24 protein-coding genes and 1 other annotated feature are annotated in these 23,365 nt (G+C 42.0%); of the genes, 3 read left to right on the forward strand and 21 right to left on the reverse strand.

Translation table 11 applies throughout. The features are described 5' to 3' along the window. Position 1: 1 nt before the first annotated feature. The 10 genes from NST57_RS13905 to zapA all read right to left on the reverse strand — a co-directional run bounded on the left by NST57_RS13905 (position 2) and on the right by zapA (position 10,223). Positions 2 to 775: an electron transfer flavoprotein subunit beta/FixA family protein gene (locus NST57_RS13905; protein ID WP_052321056.1), complete on the reverse strand. Its 774-nt coding sequence runs from the start codon at positions 773 to 775 to the stop codon at positions 2 to 4. A 31-nt stretch (positions 776 to 806) separates the two neighbouring features. After that, complete coding sequence (locus NST57_RS13910) at positions 807 to 1,586, reverse strand: enoyl-CoA hydratase (RefSeq protein WP_142155690.1); 780 nt, start codon at positions 1,584 to 1,586, stop codon at positions 807 to 809. 25 nt (positions 1,587 to 1,611) lie between these two features. Further along, positions 1,612 to 2,196 carry a TetR/AcrR family transcriptional regulator gene (locus NST57_RS13915; RefSeq protein ID WP_017358246.1) on the reverse strand — a complete coding sequence of 195 codons (585 nt, stop codon included), beginning with the start codon at positions 2,194 to 2,196 and terminating at the stop codon, positions 1,612 to 1,614. A gap of 174 nt (positions 2,197 to 2,370) precedes the next feature. Next, entirely contained in the window at positions 2,371 to 4,080 is a 1,710-nt protein-coding gene (locus NST57_RS13920) for an AMP-binding protein (RefSeq protein ID WP_142155691.1), read from the reverse strand. Positions 4,081 to 4,180: 100 nt separating this feature from the next. Then, positions 4,181 to 4,636 (reverse strand): Imm63 family immunity protein, encoded by a 456-nt coding sequence (locus NST57_RS13925; RefSeq protein WP_341298730.1) that lies wholly within the window; start codon positions 4,634 to 4,636, stop codon positions 4,181 to 4,183. A 163-nt stretch (positions 4,637 to 4,799) separates the two neighbouring features. Continuing rightward, positions 4,800 to 5,204 (reverse strand): DUF350 domain-containing protein, encoded by a 405-nt coding sequence (locus tag NST57_RS13930; protein WP_007501637.1) that lies wholly within the window; start codon positions 5,202 to 5,204, stop codon positions 4,800 to 4,802. Between the two features lie 14 nt (positions 5,205 to 5,218). Next, positions 5,219 to 7,576 carry an endonuclease MutS2 gene (locus NST57_RS13935; RefSeq protein WP_142156184.1) on the reverse strand — a complete coding sequence of 786 codons (2,358 nt, stop codon included), beginning with the start codon at positions 7,574 to 7,576 and terminating at the stop codon, positions 5,219 to 5,221. Positions 7,577 to 7,597: 21 nt separating this feature from the next. Continuing rightward, on the reverse strand, positions 7,598 to 9,310 hold the full coding sequence (gene polX, locus NST57_RS13940; RefSeq protein WP_142155693.1) for a DNA polymerase/3'-5' exonuclease PolX: 1,713 nt from the start codon (positions 9,308 to 9,310) through the stop codon (positions 7,598 to 7,600). Positions 9,311 to 9,424: 114 nt separating this feature from the next. Continuing rightward, the gene (locus NST57_RS13945; RefSeq protein ID WP_025207758.1) at positions 9,425 to 9,958 is read right to left on the reverse strand and encodes a CvpA family protein; all 534 of its coding nucleotides are present in this window, start codon (positions 9,956 to 9,958) and stop codon (positions 9,425 to 9,427) included. Between the two features lie 7 nt (positions 9,959 to 9,965). Further along, positions 9,966 to 10,223 (reverse strand): cell division protein ZapA, encoded by a 258-nt coding sequence (zapA, locus tag NST57_RS13950; RefSeq protein WP_008345998.1) that lies wholly within the window; start codon positions 10,221 to 10,223, stop codon positions 9,966 to 9,968. Positions 10,224 to 10,357: 134 nt separating this feature from the next. Between zapA and rnhC the strand changes: the two genes are divergently transcribed. Further along, on the forward strand, positions 10,358 to 11,281 hold the full coding sequence (gene rnhC, locus NST57_RS13955; protein ID WP_142155694.1) for a ribonuclease HIII: 924 nt from the start codon (positions 10,358 to 10,360) through the stop codon (positions 11,279 to 11,281). Positions 11,282 to 11,525: 244 nt separating this feature from the next. Here the strand turns inward: rnhC and pheT are convergent, their stop codons facing one another. The 3 genes from pheT to NST57_RS13970 form a co-directional block, all read right to left on the reverse strand. Next, positions 11,526 to 13,940: a phenylalanine--tRNA ligase subunit beta gene (pheT, locus tag NST57_RS13960; protein WP_142155695.1), complete on the reverse strand. Its 2,415-nt coding sequence runs from the start codon at positions 13,938 to 13,940 to the stop codon at positions 11,526 to 11,528. Between the two features lie 15 nt (positions 13,941 to 13,955). Continuing rightward, positions 13,956 to 14,990 (reverse strand): phenylalanine--tRNA ligase subunit alpha, encoded by a 1,035-nt coding sequence (pheS, locus tag NST57_RS13965; protein ID WP_008346004.1) that lies wholly within the window; start codon positions 14,988 to 14,990, stop codon positions 13,956 to 13,958. A 376-nt stretch (positions 14,991 to 15,366) separates the two neighbouring features. Beyond that, on the reverse strand, positions 15,367 to 16,110 hold the full coding sequence (locus tag NST57_RS13970) for a TrmH family RNA methyltransferase (RefSeq protein ID WP_142155696.1): 744 nt from the start codon (positions 16,108 to 16,110) through the stop codon (positions 15,367 to 15,369). 113 nt (positions 16,111 to 16,223) lie between these two features. On the opposite strand from NST57_RS13970, the gene sspI reads away from it, so the two are divergent. Next, complete coding sequence (gene sspI / locus NST57_RS13975; protein ID WP_008346010.1) at positions 16,224 to 16,445, forward strand: small acid-soluble spore protein SspI; 222 nt, start codon at positions 16,224 to 16,226, stop codon at positions 16,443 to 16,445. A gap of 45 nt (positions 16,446 to 16,490) precedes the next feature. Here sspI and cstA read toward each other — a convergent pair whose 3' ends face one another. Both cstA and NST57_RS13985 read right to left on the reverse strand, forming a co-directional pair. Continuing rightward, a complete protein-coding gene (gene cstA / locus NST57_RS13980; RefSeq protein ID WP_099496664.1) occupies positions 16,491 to 18,287 on the reverse strand; it encodes a carbon starvation protein CstA in 1,797 nt (598 codons plus the stop codon). 351 nt (positions 18,288 to 18,638) lie between these two features. Beyond that, complete coding sequence (locus tag NST57_RS13985; protein ID WP_142155697.1) at positions 18,639 to 19,727, reverse strand: M20/M25/M40 family metallo-hydrolase; 1,089 nt, start codon at positions 19,725 to 19,727, stop codon at positions 18,639 to 18,641. Positions 19,728 to 19,907: 180 nt separating this feature from the next. Here NST57_RS13985 and NST57_RS13990 point away from each other — a divergent pair, with 180 nt between their 5' ends. Continuing rightward, positions 19,908 to 20,312 carry a hypothetical protein gene (locus NST57_RS13990; protein ID WP_008346017.1) on the forward strand — a complete coding sequence of 135 codons (405 nt, stop codon included), beginning with the start codon at positions 19,908 to 19,910 and terminating at the stop codon, positions 20,310 to 20,312. A gap of 16 nt (positions 20,313 to 20,328) precedes the next feature. On the opposite strand, the gene NST57_RS13995 is transcribed toward NST57_RS13990, so the two are convergent. From NST57_RS13995 to lrgA, 6 genes are all read right to left on the reverse strand, one after another. Then, positions 20,329 to 20,595, reverse strand: a complete 267-nt coding sequence (locus NST57_RS13995) for a DUF1294 domain-containing protein (RefSeq protein ID WP_142155698.1) — start codon at positions 20,593 to 20,595, stop codon at positions 20,329 to 20,331. 63 nt (positions 20,596 to 20,658) lie between these two features. Then, the gene (gene rplT / locus NST57_RS14000; RefSeq protein ID WP_007501659.1) at positions 20,659 to 21,018 is read right to left on the reverse strand and encodes a 50S ribosomal protein L20; all 360 of its coding nucleotides are present in this window, start codon (positions 21,016 to 21,018) and stop codon (positions 20,659 to 20,661) included. Between the two features lie 31 nt (positions 21,019 to 21,049). Then, the gene (rpmI, locus tag NST57_RS14005) at positions 21,050 to 21,250 is read right to left on the reverse strand and encodes a 50S ribosomal protein L35 (RefSeq protein WP_003216324.1); all 201 of its coding nucleotides are present in this window, start codon (positions 21,248 to 21,250) and stop codon (positions 21,050 to 21,052) included. 24 nt (positions 21,251 to 21,274) lie between these two features. Beyond that, entirely contained in the window at positions 21,275 to 21,790 is a 516-nt protein-coding gene (gene infC / locus NST57_RS14010; protein ID WP_024718649.1) for a translation initiation factor IF-3, read from the reverse strand. 71 nt (positions 21,791 to 21,861) lie between these two features. After that, positions 21,862 to 21,993, reverse strand: a sequence feature (ribosomal protein L20 leader region). A 128-nt stretch (positions 21,994 to 22,121) separates the two neighbouring features. Beyond that, positions 22,122 to 22,817 carry an antiholin-like protein LrgB gene (gene lrgB / locus NST57_RS14015; RefSeq protein ID WP_200831234.1) on the reverse strand — a complete coding sequence of 232 codons (696 nt, stop codon included), beginning with the start codon at positions 22,815 to 22,817 and terminating at the stop codon, positions 22,122 to 22,124. Positions 22,818 to 22,831: 14 nt separating this feature from the next. Beyond that, on the reverse strand, positions 22,832 to 23,275 hold the full coding sequence (lrgA, locus tag NST57_RS14020; RefSeq protein ID WP_142155699.1) for an antiholin-like murein hydrolase modulator LrgA: 444 nt from the start codon (positions 23,273 to 23,275) through the stop codon (positions 22,832 to 22,834). Positions 23,276 to 23,365 lie beyond the last annotated feature (90 nt).

A 23,365-nucleotide genomic window follows, 5' to 3' on the forward strand; every position in this document is an offset into this window, starting at 1 on the left:
TTTAGATGACTTTTGCTTCATTTCTTAGCAGGTCTGTCAGTTCCTTGACCTGATCCTGAAGCTCTCCGCTCAACACCTTGCCACCCTCTTTTTTCTCCGGTAAGAAACGTTCGATTGTTTTGATTTTAAATGGCACATCGTCTTCATCTAGATCTAAATCGTCTAATTCTAATTCTTCTAAAGGCTTTTTCTTTGCCTTCATGATGCCTGGTAACGATGGATAACGAGGCTCATTGAGACCTTGCTGCGCGGTGACCACTAGCGGGAGCTCGGCAGAAATCACTTCCACATCACCCTCTGCATCTCGCTCAATTGAAGCAGTGCCGCCGTCGATTTGAATACTTGTAATGGTTGTGACATATGGAAAGCCGAGTAATTCAGCAAGACGCGGGGCCACCTGTCCAGACCCGCCGTCAATCGCTACATTCCCTGCTAAGATCAAGGAAGCTTCTTTATCTTTGAAATAGTGATATAGAATCGTAGAAGCGGAAAATTGATCCCACTCCTCCAAATCATCTTCAACATTTAACAAAACGGCTTGATCGCAGCCCATTGCAAGTGCTGTTCTAAGCTGCTTCTCCGCATCTTCATTGCCAACTGTCACGACCGTTACTTCTCCCCCGTGCTCATCCCGAAGCTGAATCGCTTCTTCAATTGCGTACTCATCATAAGGATTAATAATGAACTCTGCCCCATCTTCTTGAATAGCACCAGACTGAATAGAGATTTTCTCTTCCGTGTCAAACGTACGCTTCATTAAAACAAAAATATTCATTCATTTCTCCCCCTTGTGTCGTACTAATCCCTTATTCCCCTTTAAAATTCGGTTTGCGCTTTTCGATAAAAGCCTGGATGCCTTCTTTGGCATCATTCGACTGGAACACCTCAGCAAACTTTTTGGCTTCCAGCTTCATTCCGCCATCATATGAGTACACTTTTGTCGCATTCAATAACTCAAGCACATACTCAAGCGTTTTAGGGCTTTTCGCTGCAAATTTCGCAGCCAATGTTTTGGCTGTTTCCAGCGCTTCTTCTTCTGTTTCCGCAAGTTTTGAAACAAGTCCGCAGGCAAATGCTTCTTCTCCTGTAATCGGCTCAGCTGTTCCCATCATTTCAAGTGCTTTAGCTGATCCAACATAGCGAGGCAGGCGCTGCGTTCCGCCGAATCCTGGGATAATACCGAGATTTAATTCCGGCAGTCCCAGCTTTGCATCTTTTGTTGCGATTCGAATATCACACGACATCGCCAACTCAAGCCCGCCGCCTAATGCTGCCCCGTGAATGGAAGCAATCACCGGTTTTGGACATTGTTCAATTCGTTCAAACACTTGCTGTCCTCTGTCTGCAAGGCTGGCATAATCAGACTCTTCCTGCAAGGTCGTAAATTCTTTAATATCAGCACCTGCTGAGAAAAATCTACCTTCTCCATGAATGACAATAGCTCTCACTTCACTGTTTTGTTCAAGCTGATCAAACATGTCATTAAGTTCAGTGAGAAGCTGAGAGGATAAGGCATTTGCAGGTGGGTGTTGAATCGTGATGAGTGCTATCTGTTCGTCTTGGTGTAAGCTAAGTATTTTTTCCATGTCAATCATCCTTTTTCAATTGTCTTTAAGATTGATGTATTCCGTTTAATAGAAGATCATGTACACTTTCTGCGAGTGCAGGCAGGTCATACTTTTGATCATTCATGACCCATGTTGTAGCGGTTTCATCAATCGTCCCAAATACCATTTGTCTCGCTAAGCGGACATCTAGATTTTGTCTAAATTCTCCTGTCTTCTTTCCTTCGGTTAAAATGGAGTCGAGCATATTTAAATACCCTTTCAGCACCTCATTGATTTTTTGGCGCAGTTCAAGGTTTGACTGCCTGAGTTCAAGCTGTGTCACAAGGGCCAAATGATGGTCTTGCGATAGCAGGCGAAAGTGTTCTCGAATGAGGAGAAGAAGCTTTTCTTTGGCAGACGGTTTCTTTTGAATATCTGTTTCCATCCGTTCGATGAATTGTCCCATTTTTTCTTTGAACAACGAGATTAAAATATCCTCTTTATTTTTGAAATAGAGATAAATGGTTCCGTCTGCTACTCCTGCTTGTTTGGCAATCTTTGAAACTTGTGATTGATGGTAGCCGTTCTCTGCAATCACCACAACGGCTGCATCAATAATTTGCATGTACTTCGGTCTTTTCTGCTTCAATGTGCTTCGTCCCTTTCTAAATTGAATGAGCATTCATTCATAACTTTATGTTAAAAAGAAACGAGTGATTTGTCAAGTGATGTTCTTCTTTCTTTTCAACCTTTAGCATACCAGAGCAGACACGTACAATTCAAATCATCCGGCCGCTTGACCGGATGATGCTCGTTCATTCTCTCATTGATCGACTGGTTCTTCCGTTGAAGATAATTGCTTTCTTTTTTCTTCTTCAATTAATACTCTGCGCAAGATTTTCCCTACAGCCGTTTTAGGCAGTGATTCCTTAAATTCGTAGACACGCGGCACTTTAAATGAGGCAATTCTTGTTCTAACAAAACGATCCAGTTCATCCTCTGTTACATAGGCATCCTTTTTCGGGACAACAAAGGCTTTTACTGTTTCCCCTCTGTATGGATCAGGAATACCCGCCACAACAACTTCTTGTACAAGCTCATGCTCATAAAGGGCTTCTTCAACCTCTCTTGGGTAAATATTATAGCCACTCGCGATGATGACATCTTTTTTCCGGTCTACGATATAGAAAAAACCATCCTCATCCATATACCCAATGTCTCCTGTGAAAAACCAGCCGTCTCTTAACACTGCCGCTGTCTCCTCCGGCTGATTCCAGTATCCTTTCATGATTTGAGGACCTTTGACGATAATCTCTCCATGCTCATATGGCGCTTTAAGTCCACCCGTTTCTTCACAATAAATACCGGCATCTGTATTCGGCCAAGGGCACCCGATACTTCCTATTTTGTTCGCTCCCCATAAGAAATTGGCATGAGTGACAGGAGAAGTTTCTGAAAGTCCATACCCCTCCACCAGCCTTCCTCCTGTTAATTTTTCAAAGCTCTGTTTAACTTCAACAGGTAGAGCGGCCGATCCGCTTAAGCATGCGGTGATGGATGATAGGTCATACTTTTCAATATTCGGATGATGAAGCAGGGCAATATACATCGTTGGTGCTCCTGGGAACAGCGTCGGTTTCTGTTTTTCAATGGTCTTTAGGGCATCCGCTGCATCAAAACGCGGAAGAAGAATCATTTGATGACCTTCTTTGACTGCAAGGTTTAGCACGGTCGTCATACCGTACACATGAAAGAACGGAATGATCCCAAGAATCCGCTCTTTTCCACGGTTCGTTTTATACATCCAGGATGCACACATTTCTGTATTGGCTACTATATTTTCATGTGTGAGCATGACCCCTTTTGGTAAACCGGTCGTTCCGCCTGTATATTGCAAAACCGCAACATCCTCTTTCGGTTGAAAGGATATTTGCGGAATCCGTTCTCCTGACGATTCTTTCATGATCTGTGAGAAATGATGAATGGTCTCACTCTTTTCCACTTGGATGACCATGTTGTTTTTCCTACGCTGGACAATTGGAAACAATATGTTTTTCGGAAATGGCAAGTAATCTTGTAATTTTGTGATGATCAAATGTTCCATACTTGTCAGCGCTTTCATTTTATAGGCCTTTGGATACAGTAGATCGAGAGTGATCAGCACCTTAGAGCCGCTGTCCTCCATTTGATATTCCAGTTCTTTCTCCGTATAAAGCGGATTGGTTTGAACGACAATGCCGCCTGCTATTAAAACAGCATAATAAGAAATCACCGATTGCGGGCAGTTTGGCAGCATAATCGCTACTCTGTCGCCTTTTTTCACACCGATGTCAATCAAGTGACTGGCTAATGTAAGTGCATCTTCTTGTAACTGCTGGTAGGTGATGTTTTTTCCTAAAAAATGAATGGCTGTATGCTCAGGTGCTGCCTCTGCGGAGCTGAATAAGTAAGATTGCAACGTTTCATTTGGGATGGTGAGTTCGTGGGGAATTTGATTCGGGTAATGCAGAAGCCAACGTTTATCTGACTGCATAAAAACCCTCCTTCCTGAACTTTCGTACTATTTTATTATAGCAAACTTTTCCTTATGGCAGTTTGCTTTTTTCAAATCGAGCTCGTTCTATGGTCCATCTTCATTTTTTCGCCGGTGTTTCTATAGAGGCTCTTTTCCCTTCATGATGCCACTTTTCGTATAATCCACCGATCGCACGAAATGACTCATGGACTCTCTCCACAATCTGTTTATGGATACTAGGGTCATTAGGTAAATGTGTGTGGATGTTGTCCACTTGATATTGTCTCATCATGTCTAGATACACAGTTAGAAAGATGGTGTCTTCTAAAATCCAATAAACGACTTCATCCGCCTCTTTTGTTCTTTTATGAAGCACTTTAATCCCTCGTTCATATTGAATAAGAATATAGCCGGCTGGATCAATGTCGATATATGGACTCAAATCATCAAAAAAACCAGTCGTTTGAAAAGGACGTGCAATATACGGTTCATAAATGTCTTGTGGAAGAGATGTCTTTTTGAGACAAGTGTCAATGCACTTTATGAGTTCGTCTTTCTGCAAGATTTGATTCATTCTGATTCGCCGCCTTTGATGAGTGAAAAGCTGTCAAGGTTTTCCCTGACAGCTTTTCTAGAATATATTCTTCATTTCACAGGAACATGTAAACGGCACCAATAACCGCAAAAGTGCAGGCAACTACAATTAATACTTTGGCTAGCTTTTCCATGTCGTCTCCTTAAATGCCGGCTGCTACTACATAAGACAGCCCAACAGAAATAATGAGTGAAATAAACCCGACCGCTCTATTATCATTCTCAATCTCTTTGTCTACTTTAAATCGTGGTGTTAAAAATTCAAAAATGAAATAGCTGACAAGCAGCATCACAAAGCCGTATACGCCCCATCCGACCATTTGAAGAAGGGAGTTGTGCTGGGCGATGGAATGCTGAAAGACATTGGCAATCCCAAAAATCTTCCCGCCGGTTGCCATAGCAACTGCTAAGTTCCCTCGCTGAATCTCTTCCCAGTTTTTATAGGAGGTCACGAGTTCAAATATGGTCAGAAATAAGACAAGACATAGGACGGCCACACTGTAATAGGCGGCAATTTCCACAAGTTCATTTTCCCAAAAGGCTTTCATGCGTTTTCTCCTTTTTACTTTAATTCGACGATGGTGACGCCTGATCCTCCCTCGCCTTGTTCTCCAAAACGAGCATTTTTTACACTACGGTGCTGTTTTAATAATTCCTGGACCCCTTTTCTCAGGGCGCCAGTGCCTTTACCGTGAATGATCGACACGCGCGGATAGCCAGCTAAGACGGCATCATCTAAGTATTTCTCGACTCTGCTTAAGGCATTCTCATAGCGCTCTCCTCTTAAATCAAGCTCAAGCGATACATGATAGTCTTTTCCTTTGACCGCCGTGATGGCTTTCTCTTGCTTAAATTCCGGTGCTGATTTGATAAATTCCATATCTTTTTCTTTTACTTTCATTTTTAGAATGCCCATTTGGACAATCCATTCTTTGTTACCTGTTTGTTCGATGAGCGTTCCTTTTTGGCCAAATGTCAGCACTTTGACTTCATCGCCTGGCTTTAGCTGTCTTGCTGCTTTTTTCACTGGCTCTGGTTTTTTCTTACGGTCAAACTCAGGGACAGCTTCTTCAAGACGCTTCCTCGCATCAATGAGTTCATGTTCTTTGAACGAGCGATGCTCACTTTTGATGGACCTCAGCTCTTGAATAATCTCTTCTGCTTCTTTTGTTGCTTGTTCAATTTTTTCTGCCGCTTTTTGTTCGGCTTCTTCCAGCAGTTTATCCTTTTGTTCATTCCATTCAAGGATTTGTTTTTGCAGTTCCTTATGAAGCTTCTCTGCTTCTTTTCTATAGAATTCCGTTTCATGCAGTTCTTCTTCTGCTTGTTTTTTGCTGTCTTCTAATGAAGCAATCATCTGATCGACTTCATTATGTTCCGCATGCATATCTGCTTTTGCACGGTCAATTAAATGATGAGGTAACCCTAGACGTTTGGAAATTTCAAATGCATTACTTCGTCCCGGCACCCCGATGAGCAAGCGATATGTGGGGGATAAGGTTTCAATGTCAAACTCTACACTCGCATTTGTGACGCCTTCTCGGTTATACCCGTATGCCTTCAGCTCAGGATAGTGAGTCGTTGCGATGACGCGCGCATTTGTTTGATGAACTTCATCTAAGATGCTCATCGCAAGTGCTGCACCTTCAGCAGGATCTGTCCCTGCACCTAATTCATCAAATAACACAAGTGAATTAGACGTCACATGCTTTAAAATATCCACAATATTGACCATATGAGATGAGAATGTACTCAAGCTCTGTTCAATAGACTGCTCGTCTCCAATATCAGCAAAGACTTGATCGAATACAGCCACTTCCGATCCTTCTTCGACTGGAATATGAAGACCTGCCTGCGTCATCAGCGTAAGAAGTCCGAGTGTTTTTAAAGTGACGGTCTTACCGCCTGTATTTGGACCCGTGATGACGATCGTTGAAAAATCTTTGCCTAGCTCAATATCATTTGCCACAACCTGATCTCGGGGCAATAGGGGATGTCTTGCCCGTTTTAAATAAATCTCCCCTTGGTTATTCACAGTAGGTTTTGTGGCTTTTTCTGCTTTTGCATATTTGGCTTTAGCGAAAATAAAATCTAATGTCTGAAGTTCATTCACATTATGAAGCAATTCATCAATGTGCTCTGACACACTCGCTGTCAGCATTTGCAAAATCTTTTCAATCTCTTGCTTTTCTTTTAGGCGAGTTTGCTGCAAGGTGTTATTTAAATCCACGACCACCTGCGGCTCAATAAAAAGAGTGGCGCCTGAAGAAGATTGATCGTGAACAATCCCTCCATAATTCGAGCGGTACTCTTGTTTTACGGGAATGACAAACCGATCATTACGAATGGTCACAATGGTGTCTGACAGCATTTTCGAGGCAGATTGTGAACGAATCATTGATTCTAATTTATCTCGTACTTTTGATTCTAGTGATCGTAACTGTGTTCGTATGGTGCGGAGTGCAGGCGTTGCGTGATCAAGCACTTCTCCATTGTCACCAATACAGCTTTCGATTTCTTTTCTCACGTTTGGCAGTAAAATCAGCGATTCTGCATATGTATGAAGACGGGGTATTTCTACTCCGTCCTCATACATAGAGGTGAGAAAGTGTTTCATGTTTTTTGCGGTATATAACAGCGCCGCAATTTCCATCAGCTCAGCAGGGCTTAATATACTGCCTATTTCTGCTCGTTTGACTCCTCGTCTAATATCCGTTAACCCGCCAAACGGCGCAGATCCTTTTAAACGAATCACATCTTGCGCTTCTGCTACCTCTTCTAACAGATGCTGAATGCTCTCAATATCTGTGAGCGGTGTTAAGTCCTGCGCTTTTTCTTTCCCTAAAGTCGAAGCAGTATAGGACATGACTTTTTCTTTTACTTTATGAAATTCTAATGATGCTAACACTTTTTGTTGCAGCATGGTCCAGCCTCCTAACGACTACCTGTCACGCGTTAAAAACTTTTTCATCTCATTGAGTGAAAATGTATTCACGACATTTGCTTTTGGTGTCCATCCTTTTCTTGCAGCTGTGACACCGACGTCCATATGATTGAGCATAGCGATGTTGTGCGCATCTGTATTGATCATGATGTTCACACCCGCTTCGTTTGCTTTCATTAAATGCTCTGTTTTTAAATCCAGTCTTGACGGGTTGCTGTTGAGTTCCAGTGCAGTGCCCGTTTTTTTCGCAAGCTCTATGAGCTGATCAATATTTAAGGCATAGCCATCTCGTCTACCGATCAAACGGCCTGTTGGATGGGCAATTAAATCCACATGCTGATTATTCAAGGCATTTTCTAGGCGCTCCATAATGACTTCCTCCGGCTGAGAGAAGCTAGAATGAATAGACGCAATGACAAAATCCATGTCTTTTAAAAAGTCATCATCATAATCTAACGATCCATCCGGCAGAATGTCCATTTCGACCCCTTTGAAAATGTGAAAATGCTCGAATTCTTGATTCAACATGTCAATTTCTTTTGCTTGCAAACGTAATCGTTCTTTTGTTAAACCGTTTGCTACTTTTAAATATTGCGAGTGGTCTGTAATCGCCATGTATTCATAGCCTTTTGCGATACATGCCTCTGCCATTTCACGAATAGAAAAAGCGCCATCACTCCATGTCGAGTGCATATGAAGGTCGCCTTTGATATCTTTTCGTTCTACAAATTGCATACTTTCTTTATACGTATCAATCTCTGCTCCGGTTTCACGAATTTCTGGCGGAATGAGCGGAAGCTGGAAATGTGCATAAAAAGCGCTTTCGTCTTCAAATGTTTTCACATCCCCAGTTTCGATCGTTTCAACCCCATATTCACTAATACGCTCACCACGCTCCTTCGCAAGCTGTCGCATACGAATGTTATGATCTTTTGAGCCAGTGAAATGGTGCAGTGTTGTTGCAAATTGATCCGTTGTCACAAGCCGGAAATCTACACTGATTTCAAAATCAAGTGCAAGCATGACAGATACCTTCGTATCACCACTCGCAATGACATCTTTGACATCATCAAGAGCAACAATCTGCTTTCTCACTTGTTCAGGGTTGTCAGTCGCAATGATGTAATCTAAATCTTTGACCGTTTCACGGGCACGTCTTAAACTGCCCGCTCTTGAAAAACGGATGATTCCCTCCATCTGTTCCAGCGCATCATCAATTCGCTCTGCCACATCTAATGCAAAGCCAATTGGCAGTCGTTCTGGCTGCTTTCCTGCCTCCTCAAGAGCGGCAAGAATCTTTTCTTCTGTTTTTTTGCCAAACCCAGCAAGCGTTTGTACTTTTTCCGCTTCACATGCCTCTTTTAAAGACTGTGCATCGTGAACACCAAGCTCTTGGTAGAGCTTAGCAATCTTCTTCCCACCGAGTCCTTGCAATTTTAAGAGTGGGACAAGTCCTTCAGGCACTTCTTTTTTTAATTGTTCGAGTGTTTCAGACTGTCCTTTTTCGATATACTCTGTGATCACAGCAAAGGTTCCTTTTCCAATGCCGGGTAATGCTAATAGGTCATCTATTTGAGAAAGGCTGCGGTCATCTTGTTCCAGTGCCGCAGCTGCTTTACGAAAGGCAGAAATTTTAAAAGGATTATCTCCTTTTAGCTCCATATAGACTGCAATTGTTTCAAGAAGTTTGATAATATCTTTTTTATTCATCTCTCATCCTCCAGCCGCTTTGGCATCTTCCTATATAAATATACAAACTTTCCCTTCATCCTACAACTTTCTGTCATGGAATGAGAAAAAACTTCTCCAAGAAAGGAGAAGTTCTTAAACTCCATACGTCGACCAGAGGTCTTTGACAAGACCGGACAGGTAAGGGGTGCTATTTACGATCACATCTGCTAACATTGATTTGCTCATCATCGTTTGAAGCGCATCGACTGGAAGTAATGCAGCCACAAACAATAGAATAAACACAAATAGATAGGTTTCAAGAAATCCTAAAACAGCGCCAAGCAGTTTGTTGACCTGTTTAATCACAGGGATACTTGCAATGGTTGTGAGCAATCCGCCGATGATAGCTAGCAGGATTTTGGTCAAGATAAACAGAATGATAAACGCAATGGTATTATAATAAGCTGTTTCTAGATTCCCACTAAAGAAAGCGAGCTGCGCTTGACCGCCGCTAAAATTAGGTGCTGGAATCCACGTAAGCTGTGGTGCAAGTGACTGATAAAACAGAGAAGCCACTAAAATAGAAACAACAAAGCTAATCAATTTAATAAATTGAAGAATAAACCCGCGTTTTAGACCGACAAGCGTTCCCATAAGAAGCAAAAACAAAATGATGATATCGATCACGGTAATTTCATTCCTTTTCTTTTAGATGAAGCTCTAGTTTTTCGTATTGCTCTTTTAATTTCAAGTAGTCGTGGACGACATTGACTGCTGTCAGTACAGCTAATTTGTTTATATCAAGGTATGGATTTTTTTCATTGATTTCTCTCATTTTATCATCAACAATTGAAGCAACATGTCGCATATGCATCTTCGTTTCTTGACCGATGATCGTATAGGACTGTCCGTAAATCTCAACTGTTGTTTTCGTTTTACCGCCGTCAGACAACGTTTCTCCTCCATTCCACGAGAATCCTAGTCTCTATCATAACATGTTTAGACATTGAATGGAAAGACGAGCCCTTCCCTGTTATGGTACACTTTAGAAATCAATGATATCAAGGTAAAAAGGAGTTATCCACTGTGCCCCAATCCGTCTTAAAAGCAACATCAGAAGACATGAAAAAAATGAAGAGCGTGTACGCTCAGCATTTAACTGACACTTTGCCGCCAGGCGCTCTATTTCAAGCAAAGGTTCCCGGCTGTACGATTACAGCCTACAAATCTGGAAAAGTACTGTTCCAAGGACAAAAGGCAGAAGCTGAAGCGAGTCAGTTCAACCATATACAAACAGCTGAAACAAAAAGCAAAAAAACGCCATCCATCACACAGTACAGCCCACCACCCGGCATTGCTTCCATGTCGGTTATTGGCTCAGATGAGGTCGGTACTGGCGATTATTTTGGACCCATTACGGTCTGTGCGGCTTATGTTGATTCCAGTCAGCTTGCTCTCATGAAAGAGCTCGAGGTGAAAGACTCAAAAGGACTAAAAGATCCACAGATTATCAACATTGCCAAAGACTTGATCAAAACCATTCCGTTCAGCCTTCTCGTGCTTCGGAATGAAAAATACAATGCGATGCAGGAAAAGGGCATGAGCCAAGGGAAAATGAAGGCACTGCTTCATAACCAAGTTATCACCTCCGTACTAGAAAAACTGGATGGGAAGAAACCAGAAGCAATTCTCATTGACCAATTTGCCGAACCAGGTATTTATTTCAGGCACCTTGCGGGGAAAAAGATCATTCGGGAGCGTACATATTTTAGTACGAAAGCAGAAGGCATCCACTTATCGGTTGCTGCAGCTTCTATTATTGCAAGATATGCTTTTTTAATTGAAATGGATAAATTATCAAAAGCAGCGGGCTTTGACATTCCAAAAGGGGCCGGTCCGCATGTTGACAAAGCGGCAGCAAAGCTGATGAAACAGCACGGCGAAGAGGCTTTACGCCAATTTACAAAACTTCATTTTGCCAACACCCAAAAAGCGAAAAAATGGTTATAATCAAAAAAGAGCTATCGCCCATACAGCGATAGCTCTCAGATTGTTGACAAAGGGCTAAAATGGGCTTGATTTTAGTCCTTTGCCTTCTTTTAGCGTGATAGAAACCTTTGCAGCCCTAGGAAGGACGAGTACTGGCGCGGAGCGAATTTGACATTCGTGAGCACCGGCACGAAGGACTGACAAAGAATGCGAGGGTTTGTCTACACGCTAAGAGCTATCGCCCATAAAGCGATAGCTCTTTTTATTATCCGCGCAAGACGGCTTGATACGTATCTTCTAATGCTTTCAATACGTTTGTATGAACAGCCGTGACTTCTTCCTCGGTCAACGTTTGTTCTGGGTTTAAATATTGCAGCGAGAACGCAACAGATTTCTTGCCTTCTTCCATATGCTCACCCTCATACACATCAAAGACGGAAAGGTCTGTGAGCAATTGGCCGCCAGCTTCATAAATGACTTTCTCCAACTGTCCGCTCGAGATATGCTGATCGACAACAAGTGCAATATCTCTTGTCACAGCAGGGAATCTCGGAATAGCCGTATATTTCATATCCTCTGTTTCAGACGTCATCACATCTGTTAAATCAAATTCAAATACATACGTTTCTTTTAAATCTAATTCCTTTTCCACTACTGGATGAAGTGCAGCTACAAAGCCAATCACTTTTCCATTTAAATGAACATCGGCTGTACGCCCTGGGTGAAGGCCCTCACGCTCTGCTTGAACATACGTGATCTCTCCTGATACACCAAGCTTTTCAAATAGTCCTTCTGCAATTCCTTTCGCTACATAAAAATCGACGGCTTTTTTCTCGCCCTGCCAAAGATTTTTATGCCATAAGCCTGTCAGCGCACCAGCGACATGTTCTTTTTCCACCGGTTTTGCCCCTTCAGCTTCTGCTAAGAACACAGAACCCGTTTCATAAAAACCAAATGAATCAGCTTGTCTTGCCAAGTTATATGCAACAGAATCAAGTAAGTTTGGCAGCAGACTTTGTCTGAGCACACTTCGTTCCTCACTCATTGGCAGGGAAAGTCTTGTTTGATAAGCTGGATTTAAAGCAAAAGCTGTGGACTTATGCTGATTCGTTAATGAATACGTAATCGCTTGAGAAAGCCCTGCGCCCTCTAAGAAACGTCTCACCTTTCTGCGCTTCACTTGGTATGGCGTGAGACCGCCAACGGTTCCAGCTGTCGCAGGGAGTGTAGATGGAATATTGTCGTAGCCGTATAATCTCGCGACTTCTTCAATGAGGTCCTCTTCAATCGTAATATCCATTCTGCGGGAAGGAACCGTTACGACAAGCACATCATTTGATTCGCCCACTGTAAAGCCTAGTTTGTTGAAAATCTGAATCATATCTTCTTTTGAAATGCTCATGCCAAGCACCTTGTTCACACGCTCAGTTGATACGTGGATCACATTCATACTGGCTTCAATGTGATTTTCCTCAACTGTACCGCTTAGCACTTCACCGCCTGCATACATACTGATCAATTGAGCTGCTCTTTCGGCTGCCGGTTTTGTCCGCTGCGGATCGAGCCCTTTTTCAAATCGTGTACTTGATTCACTGCGAAGCCCTAAGTCTCTAGATGCTTGACGGACGGTTTGACCGTTGAAATATGCCGCTTCTAAAAGAATCGTTGTCGTCTCATCACGTACCTCTGATTCAAGACCGCCCATGACACCTGCAACAGCATGCGCTTTCGTTCCATTAGTGATCACAAGATGCTTCGATGAAAGTGTACGCTCTTGCTCATCAAGTGTTTGAATGCTTTCGCTATCAGTCGCTTTACGTACAACCACCTGCTTTGAACCAAAGCGGTCATAATCAAAGGCATGTAGTGGTTGACCGTATTCAAGTAAGACAAAATTCGTAATATCCACGACGTTGTTAATTGGGCGGATACCTGCATTCATCAATCTTGTTTGTATCCAAAGTGGTGCTGGTCCAATCTTTACATTTTTAATGATCTTCGCTGCATAAAGTGGATTCGCTTCTTGATCCTCAATTTTAACAGAAATATAGTCTGCTGCTTTTTCAGAAGAAGTGTCATGCACTGTATCAGGAAGCTTGATGTTTCTCCCTAAAATGGCGGCAACCTCATAAGCCACTCCTAGCATATTAAGGGCATCGGCACGGTTTGGTGTTAAGCCAAGTTCAAGTACCGCGTCATCTAATTGAAGTGCTTGAAGGGCATCATCCCCTGGTTTCACGTCATTCGGGAAAACAAAGATGCCTTCTGCATATTCTTTTGGTACGAGCTTAGTCTCTACGCCTAATTCTTGCAGAGAACAAATCATGCCATGAGACTCTTCACCGCGCAGTTTTGCTTTTTTAATTTTAAAGTTTCCAGGAAGGACTGCACCAACCGTTGCGACGGCCACATGCTGTCCTTTATCCACATTTGGAGCCCCGCATATAATTTGCACCGGTGCGTCTTCGCCGATATCAACAAGACATTTGTTTAATTTATCCGCATTCGGATGCTGTTCACGTTCAATGACGTGTCCAACGACAACGCCTTTGATGCCTTCGCCTTTATACTCAACGGCTTCCACTTCAATTCCGCTTCTTGTGATTTTCTCTGCTAATTCATCTGGTTTGATGCCTTCTAAATCGACATAGTCTTCTAACCATTTATATGAAACAAACATGTTGATTTCCTCCTCTTAGTCCTGCTTAAATTGCTTCGTGAATCTAATATCATTTGTGTAGAAATGACGAATATCATCTATGCCGTATTTCAGCATCGCAATACGTTCAACACCCATTCCAAAAGCAAAGCCTTGGTAAGTATCTGGATCAAATCCGCTCATTTTTAATACATTCGGGTGAACCATTCCTGCACCTAAAATTTCAATCCAGCCTGTTCCTTTACATACAGAACAGCCTTTCCCGCCACATTTAAAGCAAGACACATCGACTTCAACGGAAGGTTCTGTGAATGGGAAAAAACTTGGGCGCAGTCTAATTTCACGATCTTCACCAAACATTTTTCTTGCGACTGTCTCAAGCGTTCCTTTGAGGTCACTCATGCTAATATTATGATCTACCACAAGTCCTTCAATTTGCATGAATTGATGCGAGTGAGTGGCATCATCGCTGTCACGTCTATATACCTTACCAGGGCAGATGATCTTCACAGGACCTTGGCCTTTATATTTCTCAAGTGTACGTGCTTGAACGGGTGATGTTTGCGTTCTCATGAGTGTGTCTTCAGTAATATAGAAGCTGTCCTGCATATCACGTGCCGGATGTTCTTTTGGAAGATTGAGCGCTTCAAAGTTATAGTAATCTGTTTCCACCTCAGGGCCCTCTTCAACGGTATAGCCCATTCCGATAAATAAATCTTCAATATCTTCTACGACAATCGTTAATGGATGTCTTGCCCCGATTTTAATCGGACTTGCTGGCAATGTGACATCAATGGTTTGAGAAGCCAGTTTCTTTTTCACTTCTTCTGCTTCTAGCTGCTCATTTTTTTCAGCAATGGCACCAGCAATCTGCTCTCTTACTTCGTTTGCAAGTGCGCCCATTTTTGGTCTTTCTTCAGCGGAAAGCTTGCCCATTCCGCGCAGCACTTCTGTAATCGGACCTTTTTTCCCTAAATATTGAACACGAATATCATTGACTTCTTTGAGCGAGCTGGCTGCTTCTACCTTCGCTATCGCTTCTGTTTCAAGCTGTTTTAACGTTTCTTGCATGAGTGTCATCCTCCTTTTAATATACAAAACCGTCTGAATAAACGGGCGTTTGATTGTTTGAAGACAATAAAAAAACCCGCCCCTCCAAAAAAGAAGGGACGAGTTGTGGTCGCGGTACCACCCTTGTTAAGCACAAATATATGTGCGAATAAGCTTCATTGACATAACGGAATCAAACGAATCCGGTCCACCTTTACGCAAAACATGCGGTCCCGGTGACAACTCCAGAGGTGAATTCCTGTTTCAGCATTCCTTAAATGCACTTTCAGTCTACGATGCATTCTCCCTATTAGGACGCCCCGTGAAACAATCTTCCTCTATCATGGTTTTTAAAATATTAGTTTCATTATAGTGAAAAATAGGACGTGATGCAACACTATCCGCGCAAATGATAGACAAGAACCGCTGCTGCCACAGCCACATTTAATGATTCCGCTTGTCCGTACATCGGAACGTATAAATTCTGATCTGTCATTTGAAGGATCTCTGGATCAATACCTGCTCCCTCGTTGCCCACAATTAACGCAAATGGACCTTCTGATGCTATGTGTCTATACTCTTTCGCATCTTTCAAAGCACTGCCATATACAGGTATGCCTTGCGCCTTTAATGCTGGAATTGTCTGTTGTAGTGTTTGTTTTAAGATAGGCAGGTGAAAATGAGACCCTTGTGCTGAACGGAGCGTTTTTCCGTTAAACGCATCAACGGTTCCATCCCCTAGAATCACAGCATCAAGCCCCGCTGCATCTGCTGTCCGAATGAGTGTGCCTAAATTCCCCGGATCCTGCACTGCATCTAACAGAAGCATTCGTTCATACTTTTTCTCCTCAAATACAGGAATTGTACAAACCGCTGCGATTTGCTGAGGTGTTTCCGTTTCCGTCATCGCAGTAAAAGCCTCTTCACTTAATTCATACAGCTCAATGTCAGGCTCGATGTCAGCAGGGAGCATGTCAGGTGTTGTGATCATTAACTCTTTCACAACCCCGCTTTTCAATGCTTCTTCTACTAAGTGTTTTCCTTCAACAAGGAACAGCCCTGTTTTCGTTCGTTCTTTTTTTGTATGGAGCTTTTTCCATTGTTTAATGTGTGCGTTTTTAGCTGATTCTATATATTTCAAGCGACTTTAACTCCTTTAAATATCATGAATTTATTATATCTCAAGCACACTACATAATAAACCTGTCTTTGAGACAGAATAGGGCTATCACCATCAAAAAAGGAGTGTGGGCAATGGATTTTAATTTAAGAGGCGCAGTGATTCAAAACATTACTGGCCATAATCAAGAACAACTTGAGCATACGATTTTAGATGCCATTCAAAGCGGCGAGGAAAAAATGCTACCAGGACTTGGCGTTTTGTTCGAGGTGTTATGGCAAGAGGCATCCGAAGATGAAAAAAATGAAATTCTTGAAACATTAGAGCAAGGCTTAAAACCTGAGCATCAGCAATAACAAGAAGCCGGTTTGCTTATCTATTAGCAAGCCGGCTTTGTTCATTTAGCCAGTGATTGGCGTCTCCATTCGAAGAGCTGGATCGCGCCAAATCTCGATCCATTTTTTAATAGCGAACACGATAATGACAAAACCTAAAATCAGCATAATCATCGAAAGCACGGCATTCAGTACACTGTAGCCAGATGCTTCAGGATTGAGATAGACATTCGCAACCATCCAATAACCCGCATAATTCACCGTCACATATAAGTAAGCAAGTGGAATTAAACAAGTCAACATATACCGCCTTTTATCCGCAATTTTTAACACAACCGTCGCCCCAATGATTAATCCGACCGAGGCCATTAGCTGGTTTGAAACGCCAAAAAGTGCCCAAATGGACCCAATGTCTCCAGAGTAAAGCAAGTATCCCCACATAAAACAAGCAAGTGCACTTGCAAAGACTGACCCTGGTACCCAGTCGTTTCGTTTCAGCGGTTTATATGCTTCTCCAAAGAAATCTTGAATCAAATATCGCGCGACACGGGTTCCCGCGTCAATCGCCGTTAAAATAAAGACGGCTTCAAACATAATCACGAATTGGAAGAAATAAGATGCCAAATGACTAAAGAACGGAATACCCGTAAAGATGTACGCCATCCCTACAGCTAATGTAACAGCTCCACCCGTCCTTCCTTCTAAATCAAGACCGATTTCTTTACTTAGCTGAGGAAGGTTTTCAACACTCATACCAAGCGTTCGGAACACTTCAGGTGTACTATTAATCGCAAAATAATCTCCCGGATGAAGCGCAGTAGCGGCAATTAACGCCATGATTCCCACTAAACATTCTACCAGCATCGCGCCAAACGCCACCGGCTTCATATCACTCCAACGATCTAGCATTTTTGGCGTTGTCCCTGAGCCAACAAATGCATGAAAACCAGAAATCGCGCCACAAGCAATGGTAATCGAAATAAAAGGCCAGACAGGTCCAGCTAAGACAGGTCCTCCTCCATTTACAAACTCCGTGAACGCCGGAAATTGGATGGTTGGATTAACCACAAAGATTCCCGCAATCAGCGCGATGAATACACCAATTTTCATAAAACTGCTTAAATAGTCTCTGGGTGCCAAAAGCAGCCAAACCGGCAGGGCCGCGGCAAAGAACGCATAGATTGGCAGGGCAAGGGCAAGCGTTTTTGTATCAAGTGTTAACAAATCTCCAAGTGCTGTTCCTTGAATATTCGGTCCAAGGAATACCCCCAACATCAATAATATGAATCCCGCAGATGTCGCCAGCTTTAAATTGCCCGTCTTTTTATAATAAAGGCCAACTCCCATCGCTATTGGAATGGTAATACCAACTGCAAAGGTTCCCCAAGGATTTCGTTCTAAAGCATGAAGCACAACCATGGACAGTCCTGCCATTGTAATTGTAATAATAAATAACATGGCGAGCCCTGTGCAAAATCCTGCCACAGGACCAAGCTCCTCTTTCGCTACTTCTGATAGTGATTTCCCCTTTTTCCGCATCGAAGCAAACAAGACCACGAGATCATGAACAGCTCCGCCAATCACCGCTCCAATTAAGAGCCAAAGGAGACCAGGTAAATACCCAAATTGTGCGGCTAAAATCGGACCAACTAATGGACCTGCAGCGGCAATCGCAGCAAAGTGATGCCCAAATGTAACCCATTTGTTTGTCGGCACATAATCTTTCCCGTCCTCGAGTGTATGGGCCGGCGTAGGGTGATCATCTGTGACCTTTAGTACCTTCACCATCATAAACGTGCCGTAGAGGCGATAGGCAATCGCTAAAATACACATCGATCCTATCACAATTGAAACCGCATTCATTTAACCATCCCCTTTGTATAAACAATTTGTTACAAATATAACATAAATTGATTTATTTTTCTTTCTTTTAAAACCAAGTTGACAAATAGGAATAATTGATTTAATCTAAAATAAGCTTCACCTACTTCCATAAACTCTCTTTTGACAGAGCAAGTTTGAGGCTCTGTCCTTTTTTATTGATTTCATCTTACATAAATACAAGATGGATCACATGTGCCTTCCTCACTAGAAAAATATCACTTCATTTACTTGAAAACAGTTCTTTTGACACAACTTACATTCCAACGTTCATTTCCTGGGAAATTCAACGCAATTAAAAAACCTTTCCCCATACTGAGGAAAGGCTTCATTTTAAGAACCGTACGTAATTTGTTCGACCGTTTTTTGATCAAGTCTTTTGATGACTTCTGTTAAAAGCTTCACCGCATTTTCATAATCATCTCGATGAATCATGGCTGCATGAGAATGAATATATCTGCTTGGAATCCCGATGGATAGTGATGGAACGCCATGACCTGTTAAGTGAATACCTCCAGCATCTGTTCCTCCACCTGGCATGGAATCATATTGATAAGGAATGTTTAATTCATCCGCAGTTTGGACAACAAAATCGCGAAGCCCTTTATGAGAAACCATGGAAGCGTCGAATACGACAATCGTTGGTCCTTTGCCAAGTTTGCTTGTTGCTTCTTTTTCAGTAATACCTGGTGTATCACCTGCTACTCCAACATCAATAGCAAATCCAATATCAGGCTGGATGGTAGCTGCCGCTGTTTTAGCTCCGCGCAAGCCAACTTCCTCTTGGACAGTTGCTACACTGTATGCAATATTTTCATGCTGAGTATCCTTTAAATTCTTCATGACATCAATCGCTACTGCACAGCCGATACGGTTGTCCCAGGCTTTTGCAAGAAGCATTTTTTCGTCATTCATTACCGTAAACTCAAAGTAAGGTACGATTTGATCTCCAGGGAGGACGCCCCATTCCATTGCCTGTTCTTTGCTCGAAGCCCCAATATCAATGAACATATCTGTGATTTCGATTGATTTTTTTCGTGCTTCTGGTGATAAGACATGTGGCGGTTTAGAACCAATCACACCTGTAATGTCTCCTTTTTTCGTCACAATGGTGACACGCTGCGCCAGCATAACTTGTGACCACCAGCCGCCGACCGTTTGAAAACGAATATAACCTTTGTCATCAATTTTTGTCACCATGAATCCTACTTCATCTAAGTGACCAGCAAGCATCACTTTAGGCCCATTTGCATTTCCTTCCTTCTTAGCAATTAAGCTGCCAAGGCGGTCTGTAGAAACTTCATCTGCATATGCTTCTATGTATGACTCCATGACTTTTTTTACATCACGTTCATTTCCTGGAATCCCTTTTGCATCCGTTAGGTCTTTCAGCATAGTTAATGTTTGATCTAGTTTTGTCATTTTTGTTTATCCTCCTTTTTCTTCATGGTGCATTCTTATTATACAAAACCTTTTTCGTTCAATACGATCTTTTTATGAATATTTTTTCGTTTATCGAAATATTTTTTTAAAAAAAGTTGAAACCTTTTGGCTTTCTCATTCGTAGTACATCAGATAACGGTATTGGAGGTGCATCCTGTCATGTTTGTCATCCTCATTAGACTTGCTCTTGTTGCACTGCTTGTCTATATTTTCTACATGGCGGTAAAATTCTTCTCAAATCCGAGAAGAAAGTTGAAACAAGCACAATTAAAAGAAGGCTTTTATTTTATGGACGAACAGCAAAATGCCCGCAAAAATTTCAATTTCGTCTATAAAGGTGTCTTGTTTGAAGGGGAGAAACATGTTCCTTCTAAGGATCATCCTCTGTTTGTCCACTCCATTTACGTTTGGACCGAGTCACCTGAGAAGCTAAATGAATTCACATTAGAAGACTTTGAAAAACTTGAGGAAAACATCATTGAACGGTATCCTCAAACAAAAATTGATTGGGATCAGCCCATCAAAAAAATCAAACAAAAAAAAGGAGCAGACACGCCGACTTGACGGTGTCTGCTCTTTTTCAGATCAGATTGATATAGCCCAATATCACCAATTGAACAACAATTAAAGCAGGCATACCTATTTGAAAGGCAGGATGCTTTGTTTTATGACGAAAATACTGCATGCCTAGAAATGACCCAGCAGCACCAAAAAGAACTGCAGTACTCCATAAGTGTGCTTCTGATATTCTCCATTTATGTGCTTTCGCCCGGCGTTTATCCTCTCCCATGAGAAAAAATCCATAGACATTGACCAAGATGAGCAGTACGATCATTGCGAAATTCATTTATTCCACCTCACATGATGAGAAAAAAAGATCACTCCTCGACGGAATGATCTTTTATATGACTTACTTGTCTAGTTGTGCTTTTGCAGCATCAGCAAGCTGGTTGAACGCGTTTAGGTCATTCACAGCAAGATCAGCAAGCATTTTGCGGTTTACTTCGATACCAGAAAGCTTTAAGCCATGCATTAAACGGCTGTAAGAAAGACCGTTCATACGAGCTGCAGCATTGATACGAGTGATCCATAGTTTACGGAAGTCACGTTTTTTCTGACGACGGTCACGGAAAGCGTAGTTTCCAGATTTCATCACCTGTTGGTTTGCTACTTTATATAATCTATGTTTTGAACCGAAATAACCTTTTGCTAATTTAAGAACCTTTTTACGACGCTGACGCGACACAGTTCCGCCTTTTACTCTTGGCATTGTAATTCCCTCCTATGTTTCCTATTCCAGATTACTTGATGTTTGCAAGTTGTTGTTTGATACGTTTGAAATCTCCAGCACTTACGATTGCGCTCTTACGCAATTTACGTTTTTGCTTTGTAGATTTGTTAGCGAACAAGTGACTTGTGTACGCATGAGAACGTTTAAGTTTACCAGAACCTGTTTTTTTGAAACGTTTAGCAGATCCGCGGTGAGTTTTCATTTTTGGCATTGGATGTTTCCTCCCTCTGTTACTTTACTTTTCGACTTTTGGTGCAAGCATGAGGAACATGCTGCGTCCGTCCATCTTAGGTTTTGTTTCTACTGTTGCTACTTCAGCGCAAGCTTCAGAGAAACGGTCTAACACGCGCTGTCCGATTTCTTTATGCGTAATCGCACGGCCTTTAAAGCGGATAGAAGCTTTCACTTTATCTCCCTTTTCAAGGAATTTGATTGCATTACGGAGCTTCGTGTTAAAATCATGTTCATCGATTGTCGGGCTCAACCGAACTTCTTTTAAGCTAATGATTTTTTGATTCTTACGTGCCTCTTTTTCCTTCTTCTGCTGTTCGAATCGGAACTTACCGTAGTCCATGATTCGGCAAACAGGTGGTTTTGCATTTGCAGCAACTAACACAAGGTCAAGATTGGCTTTCGTAGCAATTTCCAGAGCTTCCTGGCGGGTTTTAATCCCAAGCTGATCGCCATTTTGTCCGATCAAACGAACTTCACGCGCACGAATACCTTCATTAACTAATTGATCTTTGCTAATAGTGAGCCACCTCCATGAGATTTTGAATTGAGTTCACAATTCATTTTGACCATTTCGTTGTATGTTTTACAGGCAAACAAAAAGTGTGGGCATATAAAACACCCACACTGCGAACATTTGCATGAAAAAATAAATGTACGGTCAACCTGTCAACTACAAACATGTGTCAATCAGGTGAGAAGCGGGTGCTTCTGCTTGTGATATCTATTCAATTCGTTAACTATTCTACACAATTTTCATTTGTCCGTCAAGTAACGGAACTCTTGAAACAACTTTTTCATTTTAGCATGACGAAACGATTTGGGCAAGCCTTTTTCAAACAATGCTGATATTAAAGAATCAATTGCAAGAAGATTGGGATGACAATCACGGTGACAACCCCTACTACCACAACAGCGATACTTGCCATTGCCGCTTCCACTTCGCCCATCTCAATCCCAACAGAAACGCCAAGTGCATGTCCTGAAGTACCAAGTGCAAGGCCTTTGGCCACTGGGTTTTTAATCCGAAACAGTTTTAGGAAGAAGGCACCTAACGCATAGACAATCACCGCATTAAAAATAACCGCAAAGGCTGTAATATCTGCAATTCCGCCAATATCCTTTGCAATTGGCAAAGCAATTGCTGTCGTCGCCGCTTGTGGGAGCATGCTTTTCATAACAGCAGCATCAAGATGAATCCCTTTTGCTACTGCATAAACAATCGTAATAGAACAAAGTGAGCCGACAAAAATAGCGGATAAAATTTGCCACCAATATTTTTTCAGCAAAGCTCGCTGTTTATAAAGAGGAATCGCAAACGCGATGGTCGCAGGCTCTAAGAAAAACTTGATAATCTTACCGCCTTCATTATAATCTGCATAGGAAAAACCGCCAATTTTCAAAAACAAAATGCCTAACACCATGGCAACAAATAGCGGGGTGAATAAGAAGAAACCTTTAGACTTTTTAAATAAAAATGTGCCAATCCCAAAGGCCACTAATGAGACGACAATGCCAAAATAAGGACTCATAGTACTTGTACCCATCTTACACCTCTCCTTTAATGCGTAGTTGAAGCTGGTTTATTTGAATGAGAAGGAGTGGATTTGCTCTCCTTTGTCTTTTGACGCTGCTGTGGTCTTTCTGATAACTGCATCAGAAGCTGAGAGAACAGCCCAGTGGCGGCAAGTAACATAATGGTTGCAATGATAATCACACCCACTACCTGTACCCCTACTTCTTGCATGACACCTAATGATTGAATGACTGAGATACCAGAAGGAACAAATAGAAAACTAATAAGACCTGTCAATGAACTGCCTAATTGCTCTACATGCTCTAGTTTCACAATCTTTGTTGTTAATAAAATAAATAAAAGAACCAAACCAATAACAGATGCAGGCATCGGAATCGGTAAATACATTGAAATGAGATTAGAAACGAACATTACCGTTGCAAAGATAAATGCTTGAGATAGAAATCCATATACTTTTGTGGCACTCATGCCCTTTCACCTCTTTCTTCGACTGCCCTCAGTATATGGCATGAAACAAACAAATGAAGCGTTTACAATAAAACTCACCTAATATCCTGA

The sequence above is a fragment of the Bacillus sp. FSL M8-0077 genome (genome assembly GCF_038050255.1).
Classification (GTDB): Bacteria; Bacillota; Bacilli; order Bacillales; family Bacillaceae; genus Bacillus; species Bacillus altitudinis.